A 23316-nucleotide genomic window follows, 5' to 3' on the forward strand; every position below is an offset into this window, starting at 1 on the left:
CCCCTGACGGGCAGCAGAGCAATGAAGATTAGTCCTGTGCCAGCCCCTGAAGTTTCCCTGGCCCTGGGTGGATAACGCTGCAAATCTGCGCGAAGACACAGCGACCGCGAAAAATAAAAAAGTTCCCTTTGCCCGAAAAAGAAATAAAATTGCCGCCGATAGTGCTTTGCGCAAGGGATGCGGCCAGCGAAGCATAGTTGAGACACGCCATTTGCGAGGTGAAGCAATGGGCACAGTACTACCGGCACGACCAGCACAAACCCTGTACGTCACCATTCGTCGTGACGAATTGCGTCAACTCAAAGACGAACGCGATCAACTGCAACGGGAGCTCGCACAATTGCGCCTGCAGTTGCAAAGCCAGGGTCAACCGGCGCCGCTACACCTCTCCTCCGCGAGCTGAGCCTCGCCCCTGAACGCAGGCCCGACCTGCGTTCAGCCCCGCTGTAGGTCCCGGGCCAAGCCGCCTTCCCTCGCCATACCGCCATAGCCCACCCCGTTGCAGACCACAAAATAGCGACGTTCAGCTGACAAAGTTTTCACACTTGCCTGTCGATACTCCCGGCCATTGTGGCCGTCTTGTTACAAGACGGCGCTCATTCGCGACGCCCTTGGCGCGCAATGAATCTGGATCCCTGGGGAGCGCTCAATGGCATTGTTCAAACGCAGTAGTGCATCTGCGAAAGGTTTTGACTGGATGGGGCTGCTCTGGCTGTTCCTGTTCTTCTGGTATTTCTCCGGCATCACCCAACTGCTGATCCAGCTGACCGACACCTCCGGCTTCACCGGTTTCCGCCAGGCGTTCTTCATGAGCGCCATCTGGCTGGCACCGATGCTGCTGTTCCCGGCGCGCACCAAAGTCATGGCCGCCGTGATCGGCGTGGTGCTCTGGACCTGTTCCATGGCCAGCCTGGGCTACTTCTTCGTCTACCAGCAGGAGTTCTCGCAAAGCGTCATCTTCATCATGTTCGAGTCCAACCCCTCGGAAGCCGGTGAATACCTGACCCAGTACTTTGCCTGGTGGATGCTCCTGGCGTTCCTCGCCCACAGCGCATTCGCCTTCTTCCTCTGGACCCGCCTGCGCCCGGTCTACCTGCCTCGGGGCCAGGCCCTGGTGGCGGCGACCGCAATCCTGGTGGCCATCGTCGGCTACCCGCTGGTCAAGCAGATCTCCCGCGCCGATACCCTGGCCGCCGGCCTGGAGAAATTCGAAACCCGCATCGAGCCCGCCGTGCCCTGGCAGATGGTGATTGCCTATCGCCGCTACCGCGAGCAACTGGACGGCATGCAGGGCATGCTCGCCAGCGCCAGCAAGATCGCCCCCCTGACCAACCTCAAGGACAGCATGGCCAACCAGCCGGCGACCCTGGTACTGGTCATCGGCGAATCCACCAACCGCCAGCGCATGAGCCTGTACGGCTACCCGCGCCAGACCACCCCGGAGCTGGACAAGCTCAAGGATCAGCTGGCGATCTTCAACAACGTCATCACCCCGCGCCCCTACACCATCGAGGCGCTGCAGCAGGTACTGACCTTCGCCGACGAAGAAAACCCCGACCTGTACCTCAAGAGCCCGTCCCTGGTCAGCGTGATGAAGCAGGCCGGCTACAAGACCTACTGGATCACCAACCAGCAGACCATGACCAAGCGCAACACCATGCTCACCACCTTCTCCGAACAGGCGGACGAGCAGGTCTACCTGAACAACAACCGCAACCAGAACGCCCGCCAGTACGACGGCGACGTGCTCGAACCGTTCTCCAAGGCCCTGGCCGACAGCGCACCGCGCAAGTTCATCGTGGTCCACCTGCTGGGCACCCACATGAGCTACCAGTACCGCTATCCGCCCAGCTTCGACAAGTTCAATGATCGCCAGGGCGTACCGGCCGGCGTGCGCGACGACCAGTTGCCCACCTACAACAGCTACGACAACGCCGTGCTGTACAACGACTTCGTGGTCTCGAACCTGATCAAGAACTACGCCAAGACCGACCCCAACGGTTTCCTGCTGTACCTCTCGGACCACGGCGAGGACGTCTTCGACTCCGCCGGCCATGACACCCTGGGCCGCAACGAAGCCCGGCCGACGGCGCCGATGTACACCATTCCGTTCATGGCCTGGGCCTCGCCGAAATGGCGGGAAACCCATGACTGGAGCTTTGCCTCGGACCTCAGCCGCCCCTACATGAGTTCCCAGCTGATTCACACTTGGGCGGACCTGGCGGGCCTGAGTTTCGATGAGCTGGACCACAGCCGCAGCCTGGTGAGCGACAGCTTCAAGCCACGCCCGCTGCTGATCGGCGACCCCTACTCGCGCCAGAGCAAGCCCTTGATCGACTTCAGCCTGATGAAACCCAAGGCTCCGGTCGAAGCCACGGTGGTACAGAAGTAAGCCCCCCTGTCACGCCCGCAGGATCCGGCTTGCCGGCAAACAGCCCCGAGAACCCTGGCCGGTTCCCGGGGCTTTTTTTTGCACCAGGCCGCGTCCGCAGGCGGCGCCTTCAAGGCGGTGCCCTTGCCGGCCAGCGCAGCCAAGCGCCGGCAAAGACACATGATGTCGAAATTGTAATCAGCACTTCAGGCTGACGTTAACCCTCGCTTAATACACTTCGGTGAAACTTTCGCCCATCACTTCTTGTGCAGGGACGTAACAAGTACCGAACATTCTTAAGCAGGAAAAACAGCATGAAACTTTCAACTTTGGTATTAAGCGGCCTGATTCTGGTAGGTTCCAGCGCGGCCTTTGCCGAAGGTGGCTCGGAAAATATGCAGCGCTTCTATGACAACTTCCGCGTTAGCCAGCAGCAACTTTATGGCGACAAGACCGAAAACACCGCAAAAGCCGAAAAGCAGAAATCCGAGCCCAACTATTCCGCCTCGGATGCCAAGCAACAACAGCCTGGTGCCTGACCCCCAGTTCCAGCGATACCCCTTCTCGGCAATCTGCTCCTTTGCCAGAAGTGGATGTTTGGCGCCCTTGCGGGCGCCTTTTTCATAGGGGCTGCCCTCCTTCTCTTGCACCCGCATGACAGGCAGATGACAACCCGGTCATCTGCCGCCCGCAGTGCCCCGGCTCAATTAGTATCGCCGCACCATGCCACTCGCCACTGATCGGACAGCCTGGTTAATCAGTTGAATTAGCTGGGTTATTTTATTGACCCTATAGCTACTACAGACTTTAACCTGCGCTCGCTCGACAGCCCCGACAGCTTTGAAGAGGATATTGCAATGCGCATTCTGGTGATTGAGGACGAACCCAAGACGGCCGACTACCTGCATCAGGGCCTGAGTGAAAGTGGCTATGTGGTGGACCGGGCGAACAATGGCGTGGACGGCCTGCACCTGATTCAACAACAGCCCTATGAATTGGTAATCCTGGATATCAACCTGCCCGGCAAAGATGGTTGGCAAGTTCTTGAACAACTGCAGGGAAACTATCCCGCACGGGTCATGATGTTGACTGCCCGCGGGCGCCTGGAAGACAAGGTCAAGGGCCTGGATATGGGCGCCGATGATTATCTGGTCAAACCGTTTCAATTTCCCGAGTTGCTGGCCCGGGTTCGTACCCTGATGCGTCGTAGTGAAGTCATTGTCCAACCGGAAGTTCTGCAAGTTGCCGACCTGCAACTTGACCCGCGCCGTCATCGGGCTTATCGCGGCAGTCGGCGTATCGACCTGACGACCAAGGAGTTCACCCTGCTGCATGTATTGATGCGCCACAGCGGAGAAGTACTGACCCGCACCCAGATCATTTCCCTGGTCTGGGACATGAACTTCGACTGCGACACCAACGTGGTGGAAGTCTCCATCAGCCGCTTGCGGGGCAAGATCGACGACGCCAGTGACGTCAAGCTGATCCATACCCTGCGCGGTGTCGGTTATGTCCTGGAAGCACGCCCATGACAACGCGCCCCGCCGCCGCGGCCAGCAGCCTGTCCATGCGCCTGGGGCTGACCGTCGCCCTAATGGGCGCGGCACTGGTGGTGCTGCTGGCAACCCTGGCCTACCTGGCGTTGAACCATGAGCTGGACAACCTGGCGCGCAAGGGCCTGGACAGCAAGCTGGAGCAGATCCGGCACAGCCTCACCAGCGACCTCAAGAGCAGTGACCTGGCGGCCCGCCCCCATTCCCTGCTGGACCTGGTGATGGGCCACGACAACCTGCAATTGAGCATCCTCGGCAGCGATCCGCTGGCCGAACCCCTGCTGATTGTCGGCGGCATGGCCCAGGAGTCCCTGCCCGAGCCCCTGGGCAATATCGGTGGCGATGGCTATGTCGACTGGCGCGACAGCCGCGGCAACCCCTTGCTCAGCGCCCTGCGGCAGATGAGCCTGCGCAACGGCGAGCAGGTCCAGGTGGTACTGACCCTGGACCGCAGCAACGATCAGGCGCTGCTCAGCGCCTACCTGCGTTCCACGGTGATCGCCCTGCCCCTGTTGCTGCTGCTGATCGGTTTCGGCGCCTGGTGGCTGGTGCAACGGGGCCTGCTGCCGCTGCAGCAGTTCAGCCGGGTCGCGGCGCGGGTGACCACCCAGGACCTGACCCACCGCCTGAAGCTGCAGGGCCTGCCCCGGGAGCTGGCGGAGCTGGGCCAGGGCATCAATGTCATGCTGCAACGCCTGGACGGCGGCGTGCAGCGCCTGTCGCAGTTCTCCGACGACCTGGCCCACGAGTTGCGCTCGCCCATCAGCAACCTGATGGGCAAGGCCCAGGTGACCCTGTCCCGGGAACGCCCGCCAGAGGAGTACAAGGCGGTGCTGGAGGCCAGTATCGAAGAGCTGGAGCGGGTCACGCGGATCGTCGCCGACATGCTGTTCCTGGCCCAGGTCAGCCAGCCGGCGTCCCAGGCCCGGTTCGCCCGAGTCTCGCTGGGGGAAGAAGCGCGCCGGGTCATCGACCTGTTCGCCCTGAGCGCCGAAGAGAAGCAGCTGCAACTGCAGCCCAGTGGCGATGCCTGGGTGCTGGGGGACCGGCTGATGATCCAGCGGGCCATTTCCAACCTGCTGTCCAACGCCATTCGCCACAGCCCGGCGCGGGGGCAGATCAGCCTGCGGGTGGAGCAGACCATGGAGGCCGTGAGCCTGAGCGTGGGCAACCCCGGCCCGGGCATCGCTGCCAGCCACCTGCCCCATCTGTTCGAGCGCTTCTATCGGGTCGACAGCAGCCGCACCCGGGCCGAAGGCGGCACCGGGCTGGGCCTGGCCATCGTCCGTTCGATCATGAACCTGCACCAGGGGCGCACCGAGGTCAACAGCATCCCGGAACTCCTGACCGAGTTCCGCCTGGTATTCCCCCGGCTCGACCCGGCGCAGCACGACCTCTAGAGCAGCCAGGCACCGGCACCGGCCCCCAGCAGCACCAGGGCCCAGGGCGGCACCCGGCCGCTGCGCAACAGCAGCAGCGCCAGCAACACCGCCACCAGTTCCGGTGCGCCGGTCACGCTGCTGGTCCACAGGGGTTGGTACAACGCTGCCGCCAGCAGGCCCACCACCGCGGCATTGACCCCGGCCAGGGCCGCCTGGATGCCCTGGCGGTGGCGCAGCCGCTGCCAGAAGGGCACCACGCCGATCACCAGCAACAGCCCTGGCAGAAAGATCGCCAGCAGGCACACCACCGCCCCACTCCAGCCATCGATGGCCGCGCCGAGAAAGGCCGCGACGCTGAACAGCGGGCCGGGCATCGCCTGGGCGCTGGCGTACCCGGCCAGGAACAGCGGGCTGCTGACCCAGCCGGGCTCCACCACCTGCGCCTGCAACAGCGGCAGCACCACATGGCCGCCGCCGAATACCAGAGCGCCGACCCGGTAGAAACCATCGAACAGGCTCAGCAGGCGCCCCGGCCAGAGCAGCACCAGCCCCGGCAACAGCACCAGCAGCAATAGCGCCAGCCCCAGGCAACACGCCCCCAGGCGGCGACTCGACCCAGAGGGAGGGCTCTGGACCTGCACCTGGAACACCGGCCTGATCAGCCAGCGGCCCAGCAGCGCCGCCAGCAGCATCACCAGCAACTGCCCGCCCAGGCCCGGCCAGCGCAGCACCAGCGCCGCGGCCAGCACTGCAATGACGATCTGCAAGGCGCCCCGGCACAGGCTGCGGGCCATGCCCCACAAGGCCTGGGCCACCACCGCCACCGCCACCAGTTGCAAGCCCTTGAGCGCCCCGGCCGGGACCCCGCCCCCCACCCCCAGGGCCAGCAGTGCCAGGGCCAGGGCCGAAGGCAAGGTAAAGCCGGCCCAGGCACACAGGGCCCCGGGCAGGCCACGGCGAGACAATCCCAGGGCGATGCCGACCTGACTGCTGGCAGGTCCGGGAAGAAACTGGCACAGCGCGACCAGCTCGGCATAGGCCGCCTCCCCCAGCCAGCGCCGGCGCTGGACGAATTCCTGGCGAAAGTAGCCCAGGTGCGCCAGCGGCCCGCCAAACGAACTCAGGCCCAGGCGCAGAAACACCAGGAAGATCCGCCAGGGTGTTTCTACCGGGACCGGCGCGCAGGGGCTGGGGGCGTGCATTACAAGGCTTTGCTCCAGAACAGCATGCGCCCGTGAGCCGGGTCGAGCATGGCATTGGCGAAACCGCAGGCGCGATAGGCGGCCTGGGCCTGGGCATTGCCCTCCAGCACTTCCAGGGTGACCTTGCAGCAGCCCCGTTGCCGGGCGATGTCCTCGACCTTCTGCAGCAGGCGCTTGCTCAGGCCCTGGCCGCGGTAGCTGTCCAGCACCACCACGTCATGGATATTCACCAGGGGCCGGCAGGCAAAGGTGGAGAAGCCTTCGAAGCAGTTCACCAGGCCCACCGGCTGCCCGCCGGCAAAGGCCAGCACGCTGAACGCCTGGGGCCGCTTGGCCAGCTCCGCCGGCAACTGCTGGAGCCGGTCTGCGTCCAGGGGCTGGCCGCCGCCCATGGGGTCCTCGGCATAGTGGTTGAGCAACACGCCTATGGCTTCGGCGTGCACCGGGTTGCTGTAACTGGCTTGCAACACCACGACATCGGCAACGTCCATGTTCATCCTCGATCAACGTATTGAAAGTGAGCGCTCAGGGCTCAGGCAGCCTCGATTGTAGGCTGGGGGATTTGACCAAACGAAGATTTTTAACCCGCGCACTACAGAAAAAATCCTAAGCAGCGGCCGGGATCCACGGCAGCCGGAAAGGTTTCCCTTCAGGCCGCGGGCCCACCGGCAAAACGCTGCAACTGCATTTCCTGCAGGCGGCTGAGGGTGCGGCGGAAAGCGAACTCCAGGTAGCCCTCGGTGTACAGCTGTTCCATGGGCACCTGGGCTTCCAGGTACAGCGGCACCTTGCGGTCGTAGCACTCGTCCACCAGGGCGATGAAACGCCGCACCGCGTCGTCATGTACCGACAGCTGCGGCAACTCACGATCCCCGGCCACCACCCGCTCGGCACCATCCTCGGTGCCCCGGGCAATGCGTGCGGGGCGCTGGCAAGCGCTGAGGTTGGGCACATCGCTCAGGAGAATGGCCTGGAAGCGGTCGCACAGGGCCATGAAGTCCATGGCGGAAAACGGCTGTTCGCACAGCTCGACGAAGCTGCACCAGACCACCGTCCCGCACGCCTTGACCACCTGCAACGGGCGATAGCCGAGCAACAGCGGCTCGCTGCTCGCCGGCTGCCCGGCACTCAAGCGCTCGAACACCGGCCCCAGGGCGCTCGGCTGCCCCTCGGCGCCAAGCCAGTAGCGTTGCTCGGCGGTGCCCGGGTGCAGGCGGTGATCCTGCTCGCCGTCCACCGCCACCACCTGCATGTGCTGGCGGATGGCGCTGATCGCCGGAACGAAGCGCTCGCGGTTGAAGCCATCGGCATACAGCTGCTCCGGGGGCTGGTTGGAGGTGCAGACCAGCACCACGCCCTGGTCGAACATCACCTGGAACAGGCGCCCGAGGATGATCGCGTCACCGATGTCATTGACGAACAGCTCATCGAAACACAGCACCCGCACCTCTTCGGCCAGCTCCCGGGCCAGGGCCTGCAAGGGGTCGGCAATACCGCTCAGTTGGAACGAACGCTGGTGCACCCAGCCCATGAAATGATGAAAGTGCTGGCGCCGCGCCGGGACCCGCAGGCTCTGGTAGAACTGGTCCATCAGCCAGGTCTTGCCCCGCCCAACCGCCCCCCACAGATAGACCCCGGGCACCGCCGTGCGCCCTTGATGCAGGGCTTCATGGCATTGCTGCAAGGCCTGCACCGCCCGCGCCTGCGCCGCGTCGGCGACAAAGCCCTGCTGCTCCAGGGCGTATTGGTAGGCGCTCATGGGGGAATCGAATGGCATGGGGCTCGGGCCTCCTGGCAAAGAGCCGCAGTATGCCAGCATGAGCCGCTCCAGGCCGACCTGTAGCCGCTGCCGAGCCCGCGAAGCTGGGAAAAGGACCGCAGGGCCTTGCCTGGCGGTCTCCAGCAAAACCTTGGGCATGCTCAGGTTTTTCGCCGCCTGCGCCAGCGGCTACATCAGCGGGAAATATCCAGGCGTTCGATCCGCCCCTGGGCGTCCAGGCGGAAGGTGTGGCGCAGGGCCTGGGGGCTGCCGGGGAAGTCACCGCACACCCGGCTGTCGAGCAGCACTTTGCCGGTGCGCTGCTGGACCCCGAGGATTTCCAGGCGGCACGCGCCTTTGCCCATCCAGCGGGCGATCTGCTGGGGCCCCACGCAGTGCTCGCGTTCATCGAAGACCTGGGCGCGGTCGGCGAAGATCGACGCCACCACTGCGCTGTCGCCGCTGTTGATGGCCGTGACATAAGCGGCGATGGCCGGGGCCAGGGAAGGGTCTGTGGCCGACATGACAAAAGCTCCTTGCTGTTGAATGAGCGGGCCATGCTAAAGCCCCCGCGTGTCATTTCCTGTCAGCAGTGAAACGGCCCTGCTCATCGCTGTGCATGCGTTTGCGCCAGGCTCGCAGCCAGTCGCTGCGCCGCCCCGGATACCGCTCGCCCTGTTCCTGGGCGGCGGCAATGCGGTCGGTGCGGAAGGTGCGGTAATCCTCGCGCAATTCACACCAGGCCACGATCACCCGGGCCTCGTTGAGAAAGCCCAGGGCCAGGGGCCAGACCCGGCGCTGGCTGGGATTCTGGTTGACGTCGGCATAGTCGATCAGCAGCTTGGCCTGAAGGCGGATCGCCTGGCGGAACACATTGAGCGACACCGGGTTGTCGGGGAAGCCGTAGCCCGCCGGGCCGGGCAACAGGGTCGGATTGCGCAGTGCGTCCTGGGCCGCGGGGGCCAGCACCGCAGCGATCTTGGCCATGGCATCGGCGGCGGCCTTGCTCAGTTCCTCGTCGCCGCGCTGGTCGACGTAGCGCAGGCCCAGCACCACGGCCTCGGTCTCGTCGGCATTGAGCATCAACGGCGGCAGGAACAGCCCGCTGCGCAGCACGTAGCCTATCCCGGCCTCACCGTAGATCGGCGCGCCCAGGGCGGTCAGCTCGGCGATATCGCGGTACAGGGTGCGCTCGGAAACCTCCAGCTCCGAGGCCAGGGTCGCGGCGGTCACCGGACGGCTTTTGCCCCGCAGCATCTGCAGCAGGGTGAGTAAACGACTGGCTCGCGACACGCAGGTGCACTCCGGAAAAAACACCGGCGCAGATTACCAGAGCCTCCTGACAGTTTCTGTCAGGAGGATGGGGGTTGGCGGGACATTGCCAGGCATGATTCTGCCGGGGTCCTGTAGCCGCTGGCGCAGGCGGTGAAGGCACTGCGTCGCAGGGTTCGGCTGGGAGTTGCCAAGCAAGGCCCTGCGGGCCTTTGCGCAGCCTCGCTGGGGCTCGGCAGCGGCTACAGGGGCCGCAAGAGCCCCCGGGGCATCAGTAGGCCATGGTCCAGGTCAGGGTGTAGGTGCGGCCACGGCCCTGGTAGTCGTAAAGGTAGTCCGGGCCGTAGGTCGGCGAGTAGAACAGCTTGGCGCGCTGGCCCCAGACGGTGCTGTACTGCTTGTCCAGCAGGTTCTGGATGCCGCCGCTGAAGGTGCCGAACTCGGTGTCGTGGCTGCCCAGCAGGTCGAAGGTGGTGTAGCCGTCGATGGTGTTGGGCGCATCCACGCTGTGGGTGGCGTCGATCTGCTTGACCGCGTCGTCCTTGAGGGTGAAGGCGTGGTTGCCCTGCAGGCGCACGCTGCTGCTGTCGTCCTTCCAGCCGACGAAGGCGGTGAGTTTCGACAGCGAGGCATAACGGGCGTCGCGCTTGCTCCAGCCGCCGTTCTTGTTCTCCTCCTCGGAGCGCACGGCATGCAGGGTGCCGCCCAGCTCCCAGCCGTTCTGGAAGTGCCGGGTCAGGGCGCTTTCAAAACCGTAGTCGCGGCTTTTCTGGTCCTTGACGTCGATGGTCAGGGTGGCCTGGTCGGTGGTGATCACCTTGTCCGACCAGATGTAGTACAGCGCCGCCTGGGCATCCCAGTCGCTATCGGAGAAGCGCCAGCCGGTCTCCACCTGGCGGCTCTTGATCCCGGCCAGGGGGTTGTCGTCCACGCTCAGGCCCGGCTTGCCGTAGAACTTGGCCGGGTCCGGCAGATCGAAGCCCTCGCCGTAGTTGACCCACAGCTGGTGGCCGTTCTTGAAGTCGTAGATGGTGCCCAGGTTGTAGAGGTTGACCGCATAGTCGTTGCTGCCGCCGGGTACGTTCTTGAACTGGCCCACGTCCACGTCCATCTGCTGGCGCCGGTAGCCGCCGGATACCGTCAGGTTGTCGGAGGCGTGCCAGTCCAGCTGGGCATAGCCGGACAGGCCGTCGACCCGGTAGCTGGGATAGCGCGGCGCCTTGCTCTGGGTCACCAGGTCGAGGCCGCCGCTGCCCGAGGAGATGCCCTGGTCGAAGGTGCTCTGCTGGGCATTGAAACGCTCGCGGTCCAGGTCCACGCCGTAGGTCAGCTTGAACGCCTCGAACTCCTTGGCGAACAGCGCCTTGAGGCTGGTGACTTCGAAATTCTGCTGGGACGCGGCGAAGTACACACCCTTGGAGCCTGCGGGGCTGCCGCTGTTGTAGTAGGGGAACGGGAAGAAGTTGTCGTCTTCCTTGCGGTACGAGGCCTGCAGGTAGAAATCCTGGCCCAGCACGTCGCTGTGGTGGTAGTTGGCGTTGAGCAGCAGGCGCTTGGTACGCGGTTCCAGGTCGGTGGAATAGCCGCCGCGCAGCTCGGCGTCTTCCAGGTTGGACGGCGCCTTGTACTTGAGGTTGGGGAAGTAGATCCCGGTGCTGCCATGGTTGCCGGAGTCGTAGTACTGGGCCAGCAGGTCCAGGCTCTGCTCTTCGTTGAACTGCAGAGCCAGGCTGCCCATCAGGTCCAGGGTACGGTTGTACTGCAGGTCGGTCTGGGTGTTGTCGATGAAGATCTGCTTGCCGGCACCGTCATAGAACGCCTGGTTCTGCTCCCCCGCCACCGCCAGCCGGCCGCTGATGGCTTCGTTGCCGCCGCTCACCGACTGGGCGATGCGGGTCGTCAGGTCGTCACTGTTGTTGAAGCCGCTGCTGGCCCCCAGCTGGGTCTCGAAGCGCGCCGGGCCCGGTTCGCCTTTCTTGGTGACGATATTGATGATGCCGCCGGTGGCGCCGCCGCCGTAGATGGCGCTGGCCCCGGACAGCACTTCGACCCGCTCGACGTTGAACGGCGAGATGCTGTCGAACTGTCGGGACAGGCCCCGGGAACTGTTCTGGCTGACCCCGTCGATCATCACCAGCACGTTGCGCCCGCGCATGTTCTGGCCGTAGTTGGTGCGCCCTTCCGGGGCCAGGTCGAGGCCCGGTACCAGCTTGCCGATGGCTTCCTTGAGGCTGACCCCGGTGCTCAACTGCTCGCGCAGCTGGCTCTGCTCCACCACCCACACGGTGCCGGGAATCTCGCTGATGGCGGCGCTGGTGCGTGACGCCACGGTGACCTGGGTCGGCTTGAGGTTGAGGCTGGCGGCCGGCACGCCAGCCCGACGCAGGATCACCGTGTGCCCGTCGCTGAACGACCAGCTCATGCCACTGCCGGCCAGCAGGCTTTGCAGGGCCTGGGCCACCGTGACCTCGCCGTTGAGGGCGGTGGATTGCAGCCCCTCGACATCGCTGGTGGTGTACAGCAGGCGCAGGTCGGCCTGATCGGCGAAGCGGGTCAGCGCCTGGTCCAGGGGCTGGGCCGGCAGGTTCAACGAGACCCGGCGCTCCTGGGCGCTGCCGGCCTGGCTGACCGTGGCGGCCTCCTGGGCCTGGGCCAGGACCGGGCTCAAGGCCCCGGCGAACAGGGCCTGGGCCAGTAATGTGCGGCGCATGATGTGGTGACCGCGCCCCAGTGTCGACAGCTTGAACATTGCTTTCACGTGTTCCTTCCCAGCCGGTTGAAATGACGTCAATGAGAATGATTGTCTTCTCAGTCTCACTACGACGATTTCCCCCAGGGGAACTTGCAGTGCCCAGGCAAAAAAAATTCGACTCAGTGCAGGACCGCCAGCCATGGCAGGTAGGTGACGTGCAGCGGGTAGCGCTGCTGCAGGGCCTTGAGCGAGCCTTGCGGATCATGCAGGTCGAACACACCGCTGATGGCCAGGGCCGCCAACTGACCGTCGGAAATCAGGATGCGCCCGTGCTGGTAGCGCTCCAGTTCACCTATCACCTCACCCAGCGGGCGGCCGTTGAAGATCAGCTTGCCGCGCTGCCAGGCGGTCAGGCTGGCGGCGTCCACGGTCTGCTGGGCCAGCAGCGGCTGGCCGGGCTGGTATTGCAGGCGCTGGTCGGCCTGGAGCAGCACTGGTGCGTGGTCACCGCTGAACTGCACCTGCCCTTCGCGCACCACCACCGTCAGTTGGTGGCCGTCGCGGCGCACGCTGAAGGCACTGGCAGCGCTTTGCAGTTGCTGGGCCTGGGCCTGGACCACGAAGGGCCGCTGCGGGTCGGCCAGCGGTTCGAACAGCGCTTCGCCGCTGCGCAGGATCACCCGGCGCTCATCCGCCGAGTAGGCCACCGACAGCGCACTGGCGCTGTTGAGGGTGACCCGCGAGCCGTCCGCCAAGGTGATGCTCTGTTGCTGGCCGACCCCGGTGTGGTAGTCCGAGGTCAAGGCCGGCCACTGCTGCCAGCCCAGGCCAGCCCCCAGCGCCAGCAGCAGCGAAGCGGCCAGCGCCGGCCAGAGGCGCCGTGGCCGGCGCACCATGACGGGCGGCGCCTGGTGTTGCCGCGCGGTCTCGGTCTGCCCCAGGTCACCCCACAGTTGCTGGGCCTCGGCGGCCGCTGCGGCATGGGCCGGGCTGCGCTGGCGCCATTGCTGGAAGGCCATGCGCTGGGCCGGCGTGGCGTTGCCGGAGTGCAGCAGCACCAGCCAGTCGATGGCGGCGTCTTCGAGGCTTTCGGGGTGGTCGGTCATGGCATCGGCGGCAGGCAAGAAGGAATCATTCATGGTGGACTTTCAGCCAGTCGCGGCAATGGCGCAGGGCCTGGCCGATGTATTTTGCCACCATGCTTTCGGAAACGCCCAGGCGCAATGCGATCTGTGCCTGGGTCAGGCCTTCCAGGCGATTGAGCAGCAAGGCCTGGCGGGCGTTGTCCGAGAGTTGCGCCAGGGCCTCGTCGAGCACCGCCAGGCGCTCCTTGGCCAGCAGCACGGCTTCCGGTGCCGGGGCCGGGTCCACCGCTTCGGCGTGCTCCTGGCCGTCGCTGAGGTTGGCCGCCAGGCGCTGCTCGCGGCGCAGGGTGTCGATGGCCAGGTTGCCGGCCACACGGAAAATGAAACCGCGATCGTTGTGCACCTCCACCGTCTGCGGATCGACCTTGAGCAACTTGAGGTAGGTCTCCTGGGCCACGTCCGCCGCCCGTTGGCGATCGCTCATGCGCCGGGTGAGAAACTTCAGCAGGTCGTCGTAATGCTCTTGAAAGCTGCGCAGCAGGCTGGGGGTCGGCAGCATCGGGGGGCGGTCCGCGGATCGGGGAGGCGGATTATTCCATAAAGGCAAATGAGAAACAGTATCTTTCGTATCCTTTCCAACTTGGCTTTTTCCGCCTGTTTGCCCTTCTGGCTGCGGCGCCTTTCTGGCATCCTGCGCCTCCTTTTTTCTGACCGGGTGCGCACATCTTGTCCATGACATGGCGTTGCGGCCCAAGTCCCGTCCACTTTCCGACGTGTGCCCCCGTAGTTTTCACACGTCACTGGCAGGCCTTTTCCCATGACCGCACCCGACCGCTCCCCTCCCCGCTACAAGTCAGACCTGATCTACGGCCTCAACGACCGTCCGCATTTCAGCGCGGCGATCTTCGCCGCCCTGCAGCATGTGCTGGCCAGTTTCGTCGGCATCATCAGCCCGACCCTGATCTTCGGCGGGGTCCTGGGGCTGGAAAGCGAGCTGCCGTACCTGATCAGCATGGCGCTGTTCGTCTCCGGCCTGGGCACCTTCGTCCAGGCCCGGCGCCTGGGGCCCATCGGTTCCGGCCTGCTGTGCGTGCAAGGCACCAGCTTTTCCTTTATCAGCGTGCTGCTCAGTGCCGGCTTCATGGTCAAGGGCCGGGGCGGCGACACCAACGAAATCCTCTCCACCATCTTCGGCATCTGCTTTGTCGCAGCCTTTATCGAGATGTTCCTCAGCCAGTTCATCGGCAAGTTGCGCAAGCTGATCACCCCGGTGGTGACCGGCACCATCATCACCCTGATGGGCCTGTCGCTGATCAAGGTGGCGGTCACCGACATGGCCGGCGGCTACGGTGCCAGTGACCTGGGCGCGGCGAGCAACCTGGGGCTGGCGGCGCTGGTGCTGCTGACCATCGTGGTGCTCAACCGCTTCAACCACCCGATGCTGCGCCTGGGCTCCATCGTCATCGGCCTGACCCTGGGTTTCGTGGTGGCCTGGATGCTCGGCCGGGTGGACATGGCGGCCATGCCCGAGGTGCCCCTGGTGAGCGTGCCGGTGCCGTTCAAGTACGGCTTCTCCTTCGACCTGATCGCCTTCATTCCCCTGGCGGTGATCTTCCTGATTTCCCCCCTGGAAGCAGCCGGCGACCTGACGGCCAACTCGATGATTTCCCAGCAGCCGGTCAAGGGCCCGCTGTACATCAAGCGCATCAAGTCCGGGCTGCTGGCGGACGGTTTCAACTCGGCGGTGGCAGCGGTGTTCAACAGCCTGCCGATGGTCACCTTTGCCCAGAACAACGGGGTCATCCAACTGACCGGCGTGGCCAGCCGCTACGTGGCCTACTTCATTGCCGGGCTGCTGGTGCTGCTGGGCCTGTTCCCGGTGATCGGCGCGGTGCTGCAACTGATGCCCAAGCCGGTACTGGGCGGCGCCACCCTGATCATGTTCGGTACCGTGGCCGTGGCCGGGATCAAGATCCTCGCCGAGGCCGGGCTGCACCGGCGCAACGTGCTGATCGTGGCCATCTCCCTGGGCATGGGCCTGGGCGTGGCGGCGGTGCCGGAAGTGCTGCGCGAGCTGCCCAAGGCGCTGCACAACATCTTCGAGTCGCCGATTACCGTGGGCGCCTTCTGCGCGATCTTCCTGAACATCTTCCTGCCGGAGGAATTCCTTGAGCTGGAAGAAGACGAGTTCGATCCGGAAGCGGCGACCCTCAAGGTCATGCAAGACCCGGACATGAGCGGCAAAGCGAACTCCTGAGGCTCGCAGGCGTCTATGCTGCGAGCGCTGGTGATGGGCCCTCGGCCGTGGAAGGCTGGCCGGGGGTTTGCCAGGCAAGGCCCTGCGGGCCTTGTCGCAGCCTCGCAGGCTCGGCAGCGGCTACAAGGTGCCGGCCAGCCATTCATTTCCATTGCCGACAGGTATTCCATGCGTAGATTGATCGCCTTGACCCTGGTACTGCTCAGCCTGAGCGCTTGTGCGCTGTTGCCCAATCGCGATCCACTGGCGATCAATGTGGTGGGCATCGAGCCACTGCCGAGCCAGGATCTGGAAATGCGTTTCGCGGTGAAACTGCGTCTGCAGAACCCCAACGAAAGCCCCATCGACTACAACGGCGTGGCCTTGGACCTGGAAGTCAACGGCCGCCCCCTGGCCTCCGGGGTCAGCGACCAGCAAGGGCATATCGGCCGCTACTCGGAAGACATCCTGGTGATCCCGGTCAGCGTCTCGGCCTTCTCGGTGCTGCGCCAGACCCTGGGCCTGAGCCAGACCCAGAGCCTGGACAACCTGCCCTACGTGCTGCGCGGCAAGCTCGCCGGCGGGCTGTTCGGCACCCAGCGCTTCATCGATCGCGGGCAGCTCAGCCTGAGCAACCCCGGCGCCTGGTAACTAGAACACCGACCAGCCGATACGCTGGCTGAGCAGTTCCAGGGCCGCCATGCCCACCAGCGAGTTGCCGGCGCTGTTGAGCTCCGGCGACCAGACGCAGACCGTGAACTGCCCCGGCACCACCGCCACAATTCCCCCGCCCACCCCGCTCTTGCCCGGCAGGCCGACCCGATAGGCGAAGTTGCCGGCCTCGTCGTACAGGCCGCTGGTGGCCATGATCGAGTTGACCTGCTGGGTCTGGCGCCGGGTGAGAATCTGCTCCCCGCTGTGCTTGCAGAAGCCGTCGTTGGCCAGGAAACAGAAGGCCCGGGCCAGATCCACGCAGCTCATGCGCAAGGCGCAGTGGCTGAAGTAACTGCGCAGCACCGCCTCCACATCATTGTGAAAGTTGCCGAAGGACTGCATCAGGTAGGCCATGGCCGCGTTGCGGGCGCGGTGCTGGTACTCCGACTCGGCCACCCGACCGTCCACCATCACCTGCAGGTTGCCCGACAGGCGCCGGACAAAGTCGCGCATGGACAAGGCCGGCGCGGCAAAGCGCGACTGGTTGATGTCGCAGATCACCAGGGCCCCGGCATTGATGAAGGGGTTGCGCGGCCGGCCACGCTCGAATTCCAGTTGCACCAGGGAATTGAACGGCTGCCCCGAGGGCTCGTGGCCCAGGCGCTCCCAGATCGCCTCGCCGGAATGACCGATGGCCTGCACCAGGCTGAAGACCTTGGAAATGCTCTGCACCGAGAACGGCGTATCGGCGTCACCGGCGCTGAACACCTGGCCGTCGTTGCCATACACGGCAATGCCCAACTGATTGGCCGGCACATCCGCCAGGGCCGGAATGTAATTGGCCACCTGGCCTTGGCCGATCAGGGGGCGGACTTCATCGAGAATCTGGTTCAACAGGTCTTGCATGTTCTGGCTCATTACCGATACGACTGCGGGGCTATGGCAGCTAGACGCACGCCAGAGCCGGCGCAGCACAGTCCACCGGCAAATGCCCCACCACCCCAGCCCCTGCAGGAGCTGGCTTGCCAGCGAAGGCGTCGGCAGATTCGCCACCTGCCTTTCGGGCCCCTTCGCCGGCAAGCCGGCTCCTACGGTTGAGAGCTGGCCTTGTAGGAGCTGGCTTGCCAGCGAAGGCGTCGGCAGATTCGCCACATGCCTTTCGGGCCCTTTCGCCGGCAAGCCGGCTCCTACAGCCAGATGGCGTCCCAGAGGGGGTAATCGTGCACGCGGGTGACCAGGCCGGCGCGAATCGGGTTGGCGACTATGTAACGGGAGACCCCCAGCAGGTTCTCTTCCCGGCGCAGTGAGCGGTCGTGGTAACCCTTTTGCCAGACGCGACCGGTTCGCTGCAGGCAAGCATTGATGTCCCGTGCGCTGCGGGATTTGATACCGCGCATCAGGGCCGATAGCGAGCCCGTCCCCAGCGCCAGCAGCCAGTGGAAATGATCAGGCATCACCACCCAGGCCAGGGAACTGGCACGACCTTCAAGCTGGGCCTGGTGCAGTTGTCGCACCAACAGGCGGCCGATACGCCAATCACCAAAGAATGGTTCGCGGTGGTGGGTCACAGCAGTGAGCAGGTAGACCTGGCCGCCCGGTACGCAGCCGGTTGCCGTGGAAGCGCTGGGGCATTGCGATGTCCTCCGTGTGACGGATATACAAGTCAAGGCTAACCCGTGGGTACGGGTGCGCCGGGGCATTGTGGATCCGGGTATTTCTGGGAGGGTCTCTTCGCCGGCAAGCCGGCTCCTACGGTTGAGAGCTGGCCCTGCAGGAGCTGGCTTGCCAGCGAAGGCGGTGCAAGGGTTTCTGAAGATGTCACCCAAGCCGTGGCGAATTCTCCAGCAGGGTCCGGGTGTAGATGTGCTCGGGTCGGTCCAGCACGGCGTCCACTACGCCCTGCTCCACCACCCGTCCCTGCTTGAGCACCAGCACCCGGTCGGCAATGGCCCGTACCACGCCCAGGTCATGGGTGACGAACAGCAGGGTCAGGCCTTCGTCTTGCAACTGGCGCAGGAGCGCGAGGATCGAGGCCTGTACCGAGACGTCCAGGGCCGAGGTGACTTCATCGCAGATCAGCAGTTTGGGTTCGCACACCAGGGCCCGGGCAATCGCCACCCGCTGTCGTTCGCCCCCGGACAGGCTGTGGGGATAGTGGTCCGCCAGGGCCGGCGACAGCGACACCCGTTGCAGCACCGCATGGACCCGCGCCCTGGCCTCGGCCCCCCGGATGCCGAAAAAGTGCTCCAGGGGTGCGCTCAGGGTCTGGTACAGGGTGTGCCGCGGGTTCAGCGCCCGATAGGGGTTCTGGAAAATGTACTGGATCTGGTGCCGCAGCCCTTTGCTCCGCTGCCGGGCCGACAGGCTCAGAGGCTGGCCGGCATACCGCACCCGGCCTTCGGCGTGCTCGCCAAGCCCGGCCAGGGCCCGGGCCAGGCTGGTCTTGCCGGAGCCGGACTCGCCCACCAGCGCCAGGCACTCCCCCGCCACCACTTGCAGGCTGACGTCGAACAGCACCTGGCGGTCATAGGCCAGGTTCAGGCCCTGGACCTCCAGCAGCGGCCGTCGTTCGCTGCCGGACACAGCCGCTTGCACCGCCACCACGGGCGCCGGCATGGGCAACGCCTGCCGATAAGGGTCGATACAGGCCACCTGGACATCAGCTGCAAGCCCTTGCAGCAACGGCTCGCCCGCTGTGCATTGGGCACCCCGGCGCGGGCACCGGGGGGCGAAGGCACACCCCGCCGGCCGCTGCCCCGGCGCCGGGGCCTGCCCAGGTATCGCCAGCAGGGGCCGGCGCTGGCCGACATCGGGAATCGCCGCCAGCAGGCCCCGGGTATAGGGGTGGGCCGGCTGGCGAAACAGCGCATCACGGGAGGCGCTTTCGACGATCCGCCCGGCGTACATCACCAGCACCCGGTCCACCAGGTCCTTGATCACGGCCAGGTCGTGGGACACATAGATCGCCGCCACACCCAGGCTTTTGCACAGGTGGCGCAAGGTGCCGAGGATGTGCGCCTGGGTGGTCACATCCAGGGCCGTGGTGGGCTCATCGAGCACGATCAGCCGGGGCCGCAGGACAAAGGCCAGGGCCAGCATCACCCGCTGCTGCTGGCCGCCGGACAGCTGATGGGGAAAGCGCCGCAGGAACTCGCGATCCGCCGGCAAGCCCACATCCTTGAGGGTGTCGCGGATCCGCTGCTGCCGCCCGTGGCGGTCCAGGTGCGATGGATGCACCGCCAGGGTTTCCTCCAGCAGGTCGGCAATGCGCAGCGCCGGGTTCAGGGCGGTGGCCGGGTCCTGGGCCACATAGCCGATCAGGCCGCCCCGGGCCCGGCGCAGGTCCTGCGCCGAGAGGTCCAGCAACGACTGCCCGGCCACCTCGACCCGCCCTTCGACAATCCGCGCGCCCCGCCGGGCATGGGCCAGCAGGGCCGTGGCCAGGGTGGTCTTGCCCGAGCCCGACTCCCCCACCAGGCCAAGAATTTCCCCCGCGGCCAGGCTGAAGCCGACTCCGGACAACACCTCCACGCCAACCGCCAGCTCCACCCGCAATCCCTCAACCTGCAGCACCCGGGCCTCTCGGGTCACTTCCACCACGGCGTTCATGGGCCTTTCTCCCCGATCCGCGCCTGACTGCGCCCGATGCCCTCGGCGAGGATGTTGGTGCCGTAGGCGAACACCCCGATCAGCAGCGCCGGGGCCAGCACCGCCCAGGGCTGGACCAGCAGCCCGGCCTGGTTCTCGTTGATCATCAGCCCCCAGTCGGCGGCCGGCGGCGCCACCCCATAGCCGAGGAAGCTCAGCCCCGACAGCATGCCCACGCCCCAGGTCAGCATGTTGCCGAAGTGCACCAGCAGCGGCGTGAGGATGTTCGGCAGGATTTCCCCAGAGAGGATCCGCCAGCGCGAATAGCCCATCATCTGCGCGGCCTCGACGAACTCCTGCCCCGCCACCGCCACCGCGCTGCCCCGGGCCAGGCGCACCACCCCGGGGGTGAAGGCGATGGCCACGGTGAGCACGATCAACCAGGGCGCTCGCCCCAGCATCGAAACGATCAGCAGCACCAGGATCAGGTCGGGAAAGGCCAGGGAAACATCCGCCAGCCAACTGATCAACGTGTCCAGCCGGCGCCGCGAAAGGCCGGCCAGCAACCCCAGGGCGCTGCCCACCAGCAGGGCGATGGAGGCCGCCGCGAGGGACATCCACAACACCGACAGGCCCCCGCGGAGCAACCGCGAAAGCACGTCGTGGCCAAGAAAGTCATGGCCGAGCCAGGCGCCGGCAGTGGGCGCGCCGTACACCGGGCCCAGCATGTCGGTGCTGCCATGGGGCGCCAGCCAGGGCCCGAACAGCGCCAGCAGGACCACCAGCAAGGTGATGAATGCACCCTTGCGGGTTTGCGGTTCGCCCAGCCACAGGCGCCAGCGGGAAATGCGTAAGTCGTTCATGGATAGGTTCTCATGCCGCAGGTTCAGGGAGCCTTGGGCGCCGAGCGGCGCCACCAGGGCTGGAGGCCTCGTCGGTTGCGGCGGATCAGGCCGGCCCGCCGCGCCGTACGCAACTTGGGGGTCAGCAGCACCGTGGCCAGGTCTGCCAACAGGTTGATCAGCACCACCCCCAGGGTGATCACCAGCACGATGGCCTGGATCATCGGCAGATCGCGCATCTGGATCGCCGAGTTGAGGGCGGTGCCGATCCCCGGATAGCTGAACACCACTTCCGCCAGCAGGGCCCCGCCGATCAGGGTGCGCAGGGTCAGGGCCAGCCCCTGCACCGCCGGCACCAGGGCATTGGCCAGGGTGTGGCGCCAGACGATGCGCCACTCAGGGATGCCCCGCAGCCTCGCGGCGATCACGTAGTCCGATTCCAGGGCCTCGATCATTGCCGCGCGCACCATGCGCGTCAGGTAGGGTAAGGCCGACAGGCTCAAGGCCAGCACCGGCAGTACCAGGAATTGCAGCTGGCGCCACAGTGCCAGCTGGGGGTCGAGGATCGACACCGCCGGCAGCAGGTCCATGTGGGGCATGGAAAACAGCAGCACCAGGCCAATGGCCAGGAGAAAACCCGGGGTAGCCTTGAGGAAGATCAGCAACGACAGGCTCCAGCGGTCCAGGCGGCTGTCACGGCGCAGGGCCAGGGTCACCCCCAGCAGCAGCGCCGCGGGCACCACCAGCGCGATGACCCCGGCCAGCAACGCCAGGGTGTAGCCCAGGCGCGCGAAGAGGACGTCGGCCACAGGCGCGCTGGAATCCAGGGACTGCCCCAGATCGCCTTCCAGCGTCTGGCCCAGCCAGTGCAGGTATTGCTCGAGCAGTGGCCGGTCCAGCCCCAGTTGTCGTTGCAGGGTGAGGATGCTTTCCAGGGGCGCATCGGGGCCAAGGATCACCCGCGCCGGGTCCGAGGGCAGCGCCTGGGTGGCGATGAACACCACCAGGCTGATGACCCAGGCCGTGAGCAGGCCGTAGCCCAGGCGGCCGACGAACCAGGACAGCCAGGCCGGGGTACGGGGCGTGTTGCGGCAGGTGTCAGGCATGGTTCAACCACATTTCGTCAAAGCGCCAGGAGGCGAAGGTCGTCTGTTCCGGCACCAGCCCGCCAACCCGCACCGAGGCCGCGTCCAGCACATCGTTGAAGCCCCAGATCAGCAGCCCGCCGCGCTGGTGCTGGATGGCCTGGGCTTCGTGCACCCATTGCCGGCGCAGTTGCAGATCGGGCTGGGCCAGGGCCTGCTGGTACAGCTGGGTGAATCGCGGGTCGTGAAAGTTGCTGCGGTTGTAGATGGCCTGGGGAGCGTCGTTGTGCAGCGCCGAGGCAAGAAAGCCCCGGGCCGGCGTGGCCCCGGGCGACAGCAGCCACTGTTCGCGCTGGGGGCCGTTGAACACCGAAGCGTCAACCTGGGTCACCTTGACCTCGACCCCGGCCCTCTTCGCCTGCTGGGCGAACACCAGCGCCGCGTTCACCCCCGGGCCCGGGGTGGTGGTCAGCTCCACCCGCAGGTCGCTCTGCCCGGCCTGACGCAACAGCGAACGGGCCTGTTCCAGGTCATGGGGCCGCTGGGCAATGCCGTGGTTGTAGGTGGGGTCGTGGGGCGAATACAGGTCATTGGCGACTCGGCCGAAACCATTGAGCCCACGGTCCACCAGCTCCTGGCGGTCGGCCAGCAGGCGGAACGCCTGGCGCACCCGCACATCCTGGAACGGCGCCTTGGCCAGATTGAGGTTGAAGCCGGTGAAAGAAGTACTCGGCGAGGCGTAGAAGCGCAGCCGCGGATCGGCCTTGAGCAGCGCGCTGTGCTCGGCCTGTACGCCGCTGGCCACGTCGATCTGCCCGGCCCGCAGCGCCGCCGCCCGCGACACCTGGTCCTTGAACTCGATGATTTCCAGTTCGTCGGCGTAGGGCTGGCCGGGCTTGTAGTAGTTCTCGAAACGGCTGTACAGCGAACGCTGGCCGGGAATGAAGCGCTTGAGCCGGTAGGGGCCGGCGCCCACCGGGTTGGTCTGCGGGTGGTAGTCGGTGGGCACTATGGCACCGAAGCTGATCAGGGTTTCGTCCAGGGGAAAGAAGCTCTGGCCCTGTTTGAAGCGGATTTCGATGGTGCGCTGATCGAGCTTGCGCAGGGCCTGGCGATCGATGGCCCCCACCAGCCCGGCAAAGGGCGAAGCCAGTTGCGGGTCGGTCAGGCGCAGGATGGAAAACAGCATGTCGTCGGCGCCGATGCTCTTGCCGTGGTGGAACTCCAGCCCCGGCTTGATGCGGATGGTCCAGACGCTGGCGTCGGCATTGGGCTCGGCGAACTCCGCCAGGGCCAGCCGGGTGCTGACGTCCGGGTTCCATTCCCAGAACTTGCTGTACAGCGCCCAGCCGCGAATGATCCCACCGCCCACCGGTTTGTGGGCGTCGAGATTGCCGGACTGGTCGCCATCGATGATCCCCACCCGCAGGCGCCCGCCGCGCACCGGGGTGCCGGGCAGCAGCGGTGCGGCACCGGGCGCCGCACCGTTGTCACAGCCGCTGAGCAGGCTGCTGCCCAGCAACAGGCCGCCACCGGCGGCCAGGGAATGGCCGAGGAATACCCGGCGGGAAAATGCCTCGCTCATCGCTCGCTCC

At 65.7% G+C, this 23316-nt stretch carries 20 protein-coding genes and 1 pseudogene; 7 read left to right on the forward strand and 14 right to left on the reverse strand.

Annotated features, from left to right (window positions below; translation table 11 throughout):
• Positions 1-226 precede the first annotated feature (226 nt).
• The 5 genes from AC1RGE_RS05990 to AC1RGE_RS06010 all read left to right on the forward strand — a co-directional run bounded on the left by AC1RGE_RS05990 (position 227) and on the right by AC1RGE_RS06010 (position 5324).
• Complete coding sequence (locus AC1RGE_RS05990; protein ID WP_015635709.1) at positions 227-403, forward strand: DUF6026 family protein; 177 nt, start codon at positions 227-229, stop codon at positions 401-403.
• 246 nt (positions 404-649) lie between these two features.
• Positions 650-2392: a phosphoethanolamine transferase CptA gene (locus AC1RGE_RS05995; RefSeq protein ID WP_019093620.1), complete on the forward strand. Its 1743-nt coding sequence runs from the start codon at positions 650-652 to the stop codon at positions 2390-2392.
• A 293-nt stretch (positions 2393-2685) separates the two neighbouring features.
• A complete protein-coding gene (locus AC1RGE_RS06000) occupies positions 2686-2910 on the forward strand; it encodes a hypothetical protein (protein ID WP_492583665.1) in 225 nt (74 codons plus the stop codon).
• A gap of 318 nt (positions 2911-3228) precedes the next feature.
• Entirely contained in the window at positions 3229-3903 is a 675-nt protein-coding gene (locus AC1RGE_RS06005; protein WP_011061434.1) for a heavy metal response regulator transcription factor, read from the forward strand.
• The gene (locus AC1RGE_RS06010; protein WP_492583667.1) at positions 3900-5324 is read left to right on the forward strand and encodes a heavy metal sensor histidine kinase; all 1425 of its coding nucleotides are present in this window, start codon (positions 3900-3902) and stop codon (positions 5322-5324) included. The genes AC1RGE_RS06005 and AC1RGE_RS06010 overlap by 4 nt, the downstream gene beginning before the upstream one ends.
• On the opposite strand, the gene chrA is transcribed toward AC1RGE_RS06010, so the two are convergent.
• The 8 genes and pseudogenes from chrA to AC1RGE_RS06050 all read right to left on the reverse strand — a co-directional run.
• Complete coding sequence (gene chrA, locus AC1RGE_RS06015) at positions 5321-6508, reverse strand: chromate efflux transporter (protein ID WP_019093622.1); 1188 nt, start codon at positions 6506-6508, stop codon at positions 5321-5323. The genes AC1RGE_RS06010 and chrA overlap by 4 nt on opposite strands.
• Positions 6508-6999: a GNAT family N-acetyltransferase gene (locus tag AC1RGE_RS06020; RefSeq protein ID WP_011061437.1), complete on the reverse strand. Its 492-nt coding sequence runs from the start codon at positions 6997-6999 to the stop codon at positions 6508-6510. The genes chrA and AC1RGE_RS06020 overlap by 1 nt, the downstream gene beginning before the upstream one ends.
• Positions 7000-7157: 158 nt before the next feature.
• Positions 7158-8285 (reverse strand): cell division protein ZapE, encoded by a 1128-nt coding sequence (gene zapE, locus AC1RGE_RS06025; RefSeq protein WP_492583669.1) that lies wholly within the window; start codon positions 8283-8285, stop codon positions 7158-7160.
• A gap of 176 nt (positions 8286-8461) precedes the next feature.
• Positions 8462-8791, reverse strand: coding sequence for a nuclear transport factor 2 family protein (locus tag AC1RGE_RS06030; protein WP_011061439.1), 330 nt, complete (start codon positions 8789-8791; stop codon positions 8462-8464).
• 52 nt (positions 8792-8843) lie between these two features.
• Positions 8844-9560, reverse strand: a complete 717-nt coding sequence (locus AC1RGE_RS06035; RefSeq protein WP_015635716.1) for a helix-turn-helix transcriptional regulator — start codon at positions 9558-9560, stop codon at positions 8844-8846.
• Positions 9561-9810: 250 nt separating this feature from the next.
• Positions 9811-12288: a TonB-dependent receptor gene (locus AC1RGE_RS06040; protein WP_019093627.1), complete on the reverse strand. Its 2478-nt coding sequence runs from the start codon at positions 12286-12288 to the stop codon at positions 9811-9813.
• A 122-nt stretch (positions 12289-12410) separates the two neighbouring features.
• Positions 12411-13370 (reverse strand): FecR family protein, encoded by a 960-nt coding sequence (locus tag AC1RGE_RS06045; protein WP_026020026.1) that lies wholly within the window; start codon positions 13368-13370, stop codon positions 12411-12413.
• Between the two features lie 7 nt (positions 13371-13377).
• Positions 13378-13875: pseudogene (locus AC1RGE_RS06050) on the reverse strand (RNA polymerase sigma factor); the annotation flags it as partial.
• 258 nt (positions 13876-14133) lie between these two features.
• On the opposite strand from AC1RGE_RS06050, the gene AC1RGE_RS06055 reads away from it, so the two are divergent.
• Both AC1RGE_RS06055 and AC1RGE_RS06060 read left to right on the forward strand, forming a co-directional pair.
• Complete coding sequence (locus tag AC1RGE_RS06055; RefSeq protein ID WP_011061444.1) at positions 14134-15573, forward strand: nucleobase:cation symporter-2 family protein; 1440 nt, start codon at positions 14134-14136, stop codon at positions 15571-15573.
• A 168-nt stretch (positions 15574-15741) separates the two neighbouring features.
• Positions 15742-16203 (forward strand): LEA/WHy family protein, encoded by a 462-nt coding sequence (locus tag AC1RGE_RS06060; protein ID WP_011061445.1) that lies wholly within the window; start codon positions 15742-15744, stop codon positions 16201-16203.
• On the opposite strand, the gene glsB is transcribed toward AC1RGE_RS06060, so the two are convergent.
• The 6 genes from glsB to AC1RGE_RS06090 form a co-directional block, all read right to left on the reverse strand.
• Positions 16204-17112: a glutaminase B gene (gene glsB / locus AC1RGE_RS06065; protein WP_011061446.1), complete on the reverse strand. Its 909-nt coding sequence runs from the start codon at positions 17110-17112 to the stop codon at positions 16204-16206.
• A 281-nt stretch (positions 17113-17393) separates the two neighbouring features.
• Complete coding sequence (locus AC1RGE_RS06070; protein WP_318255187.1) at positions 17394-17774, reverse strand: REP-associated tyrosine transposase; 381 nt, start codon at positions 17772-17774, stop codon at positions 17394-17396.
• A gap of 250 nt (positions 17775-18024) precedes the next feature.
• A complete protein-coding gene (locus AC1RGE_RS06075) occupies positions 18025-19815 on the reverse strand; it encodes a dipeptide ABC transporter ATP-binding protein (protein WP_492583671.1) in 1791 nt (596 codons plus the stop codon).
• Entirely contained in the window at positions 19812-20657 is an 846-nt protein-coding gene (locus AC1RGE_RS06080) for an ABC transporter permease (protein ID WP_492583673.1), read from the reverse strand. The genes AC1RGE_RS06075 and AC1RGE_RS06080 overlap by 4 nt, the downstream gene beginning before the upstream one ends.
• 23 nt (positions 20658-20680) lie before the next feature.
• The gene (locus AC1RGE_RS06085; protein ID WP_015635723.1) at positions 20681-21742 is read right to left on the reverse strand and encodes an ABC transporter permease; all 1062 of its coding nucleotides are present in this window, start codon (positions 21740-21742) and stop codon (positions 20681-20683) included.
• Positions 21735-23306, reverse strand: coding sequence for an ABC transporter substrate-binding protein (locus AC1RGE_RS06090; protein ID WP_072450256.1), 1572 nt, complete (start codon positions 23304-23306; stop codon positions 21735-21737). The genes AC1RGE_RS06085 and AC1RGE_RS06090 overlap by 8 nt, the downstream gene beginning before the upstream one ends.
• Positions 23307-23316 lie beyond the last annotated feature (10 nt).

Source organism: Pseudomonas sp. GW823-FHT02C05 (assembly GCF_058797595.1).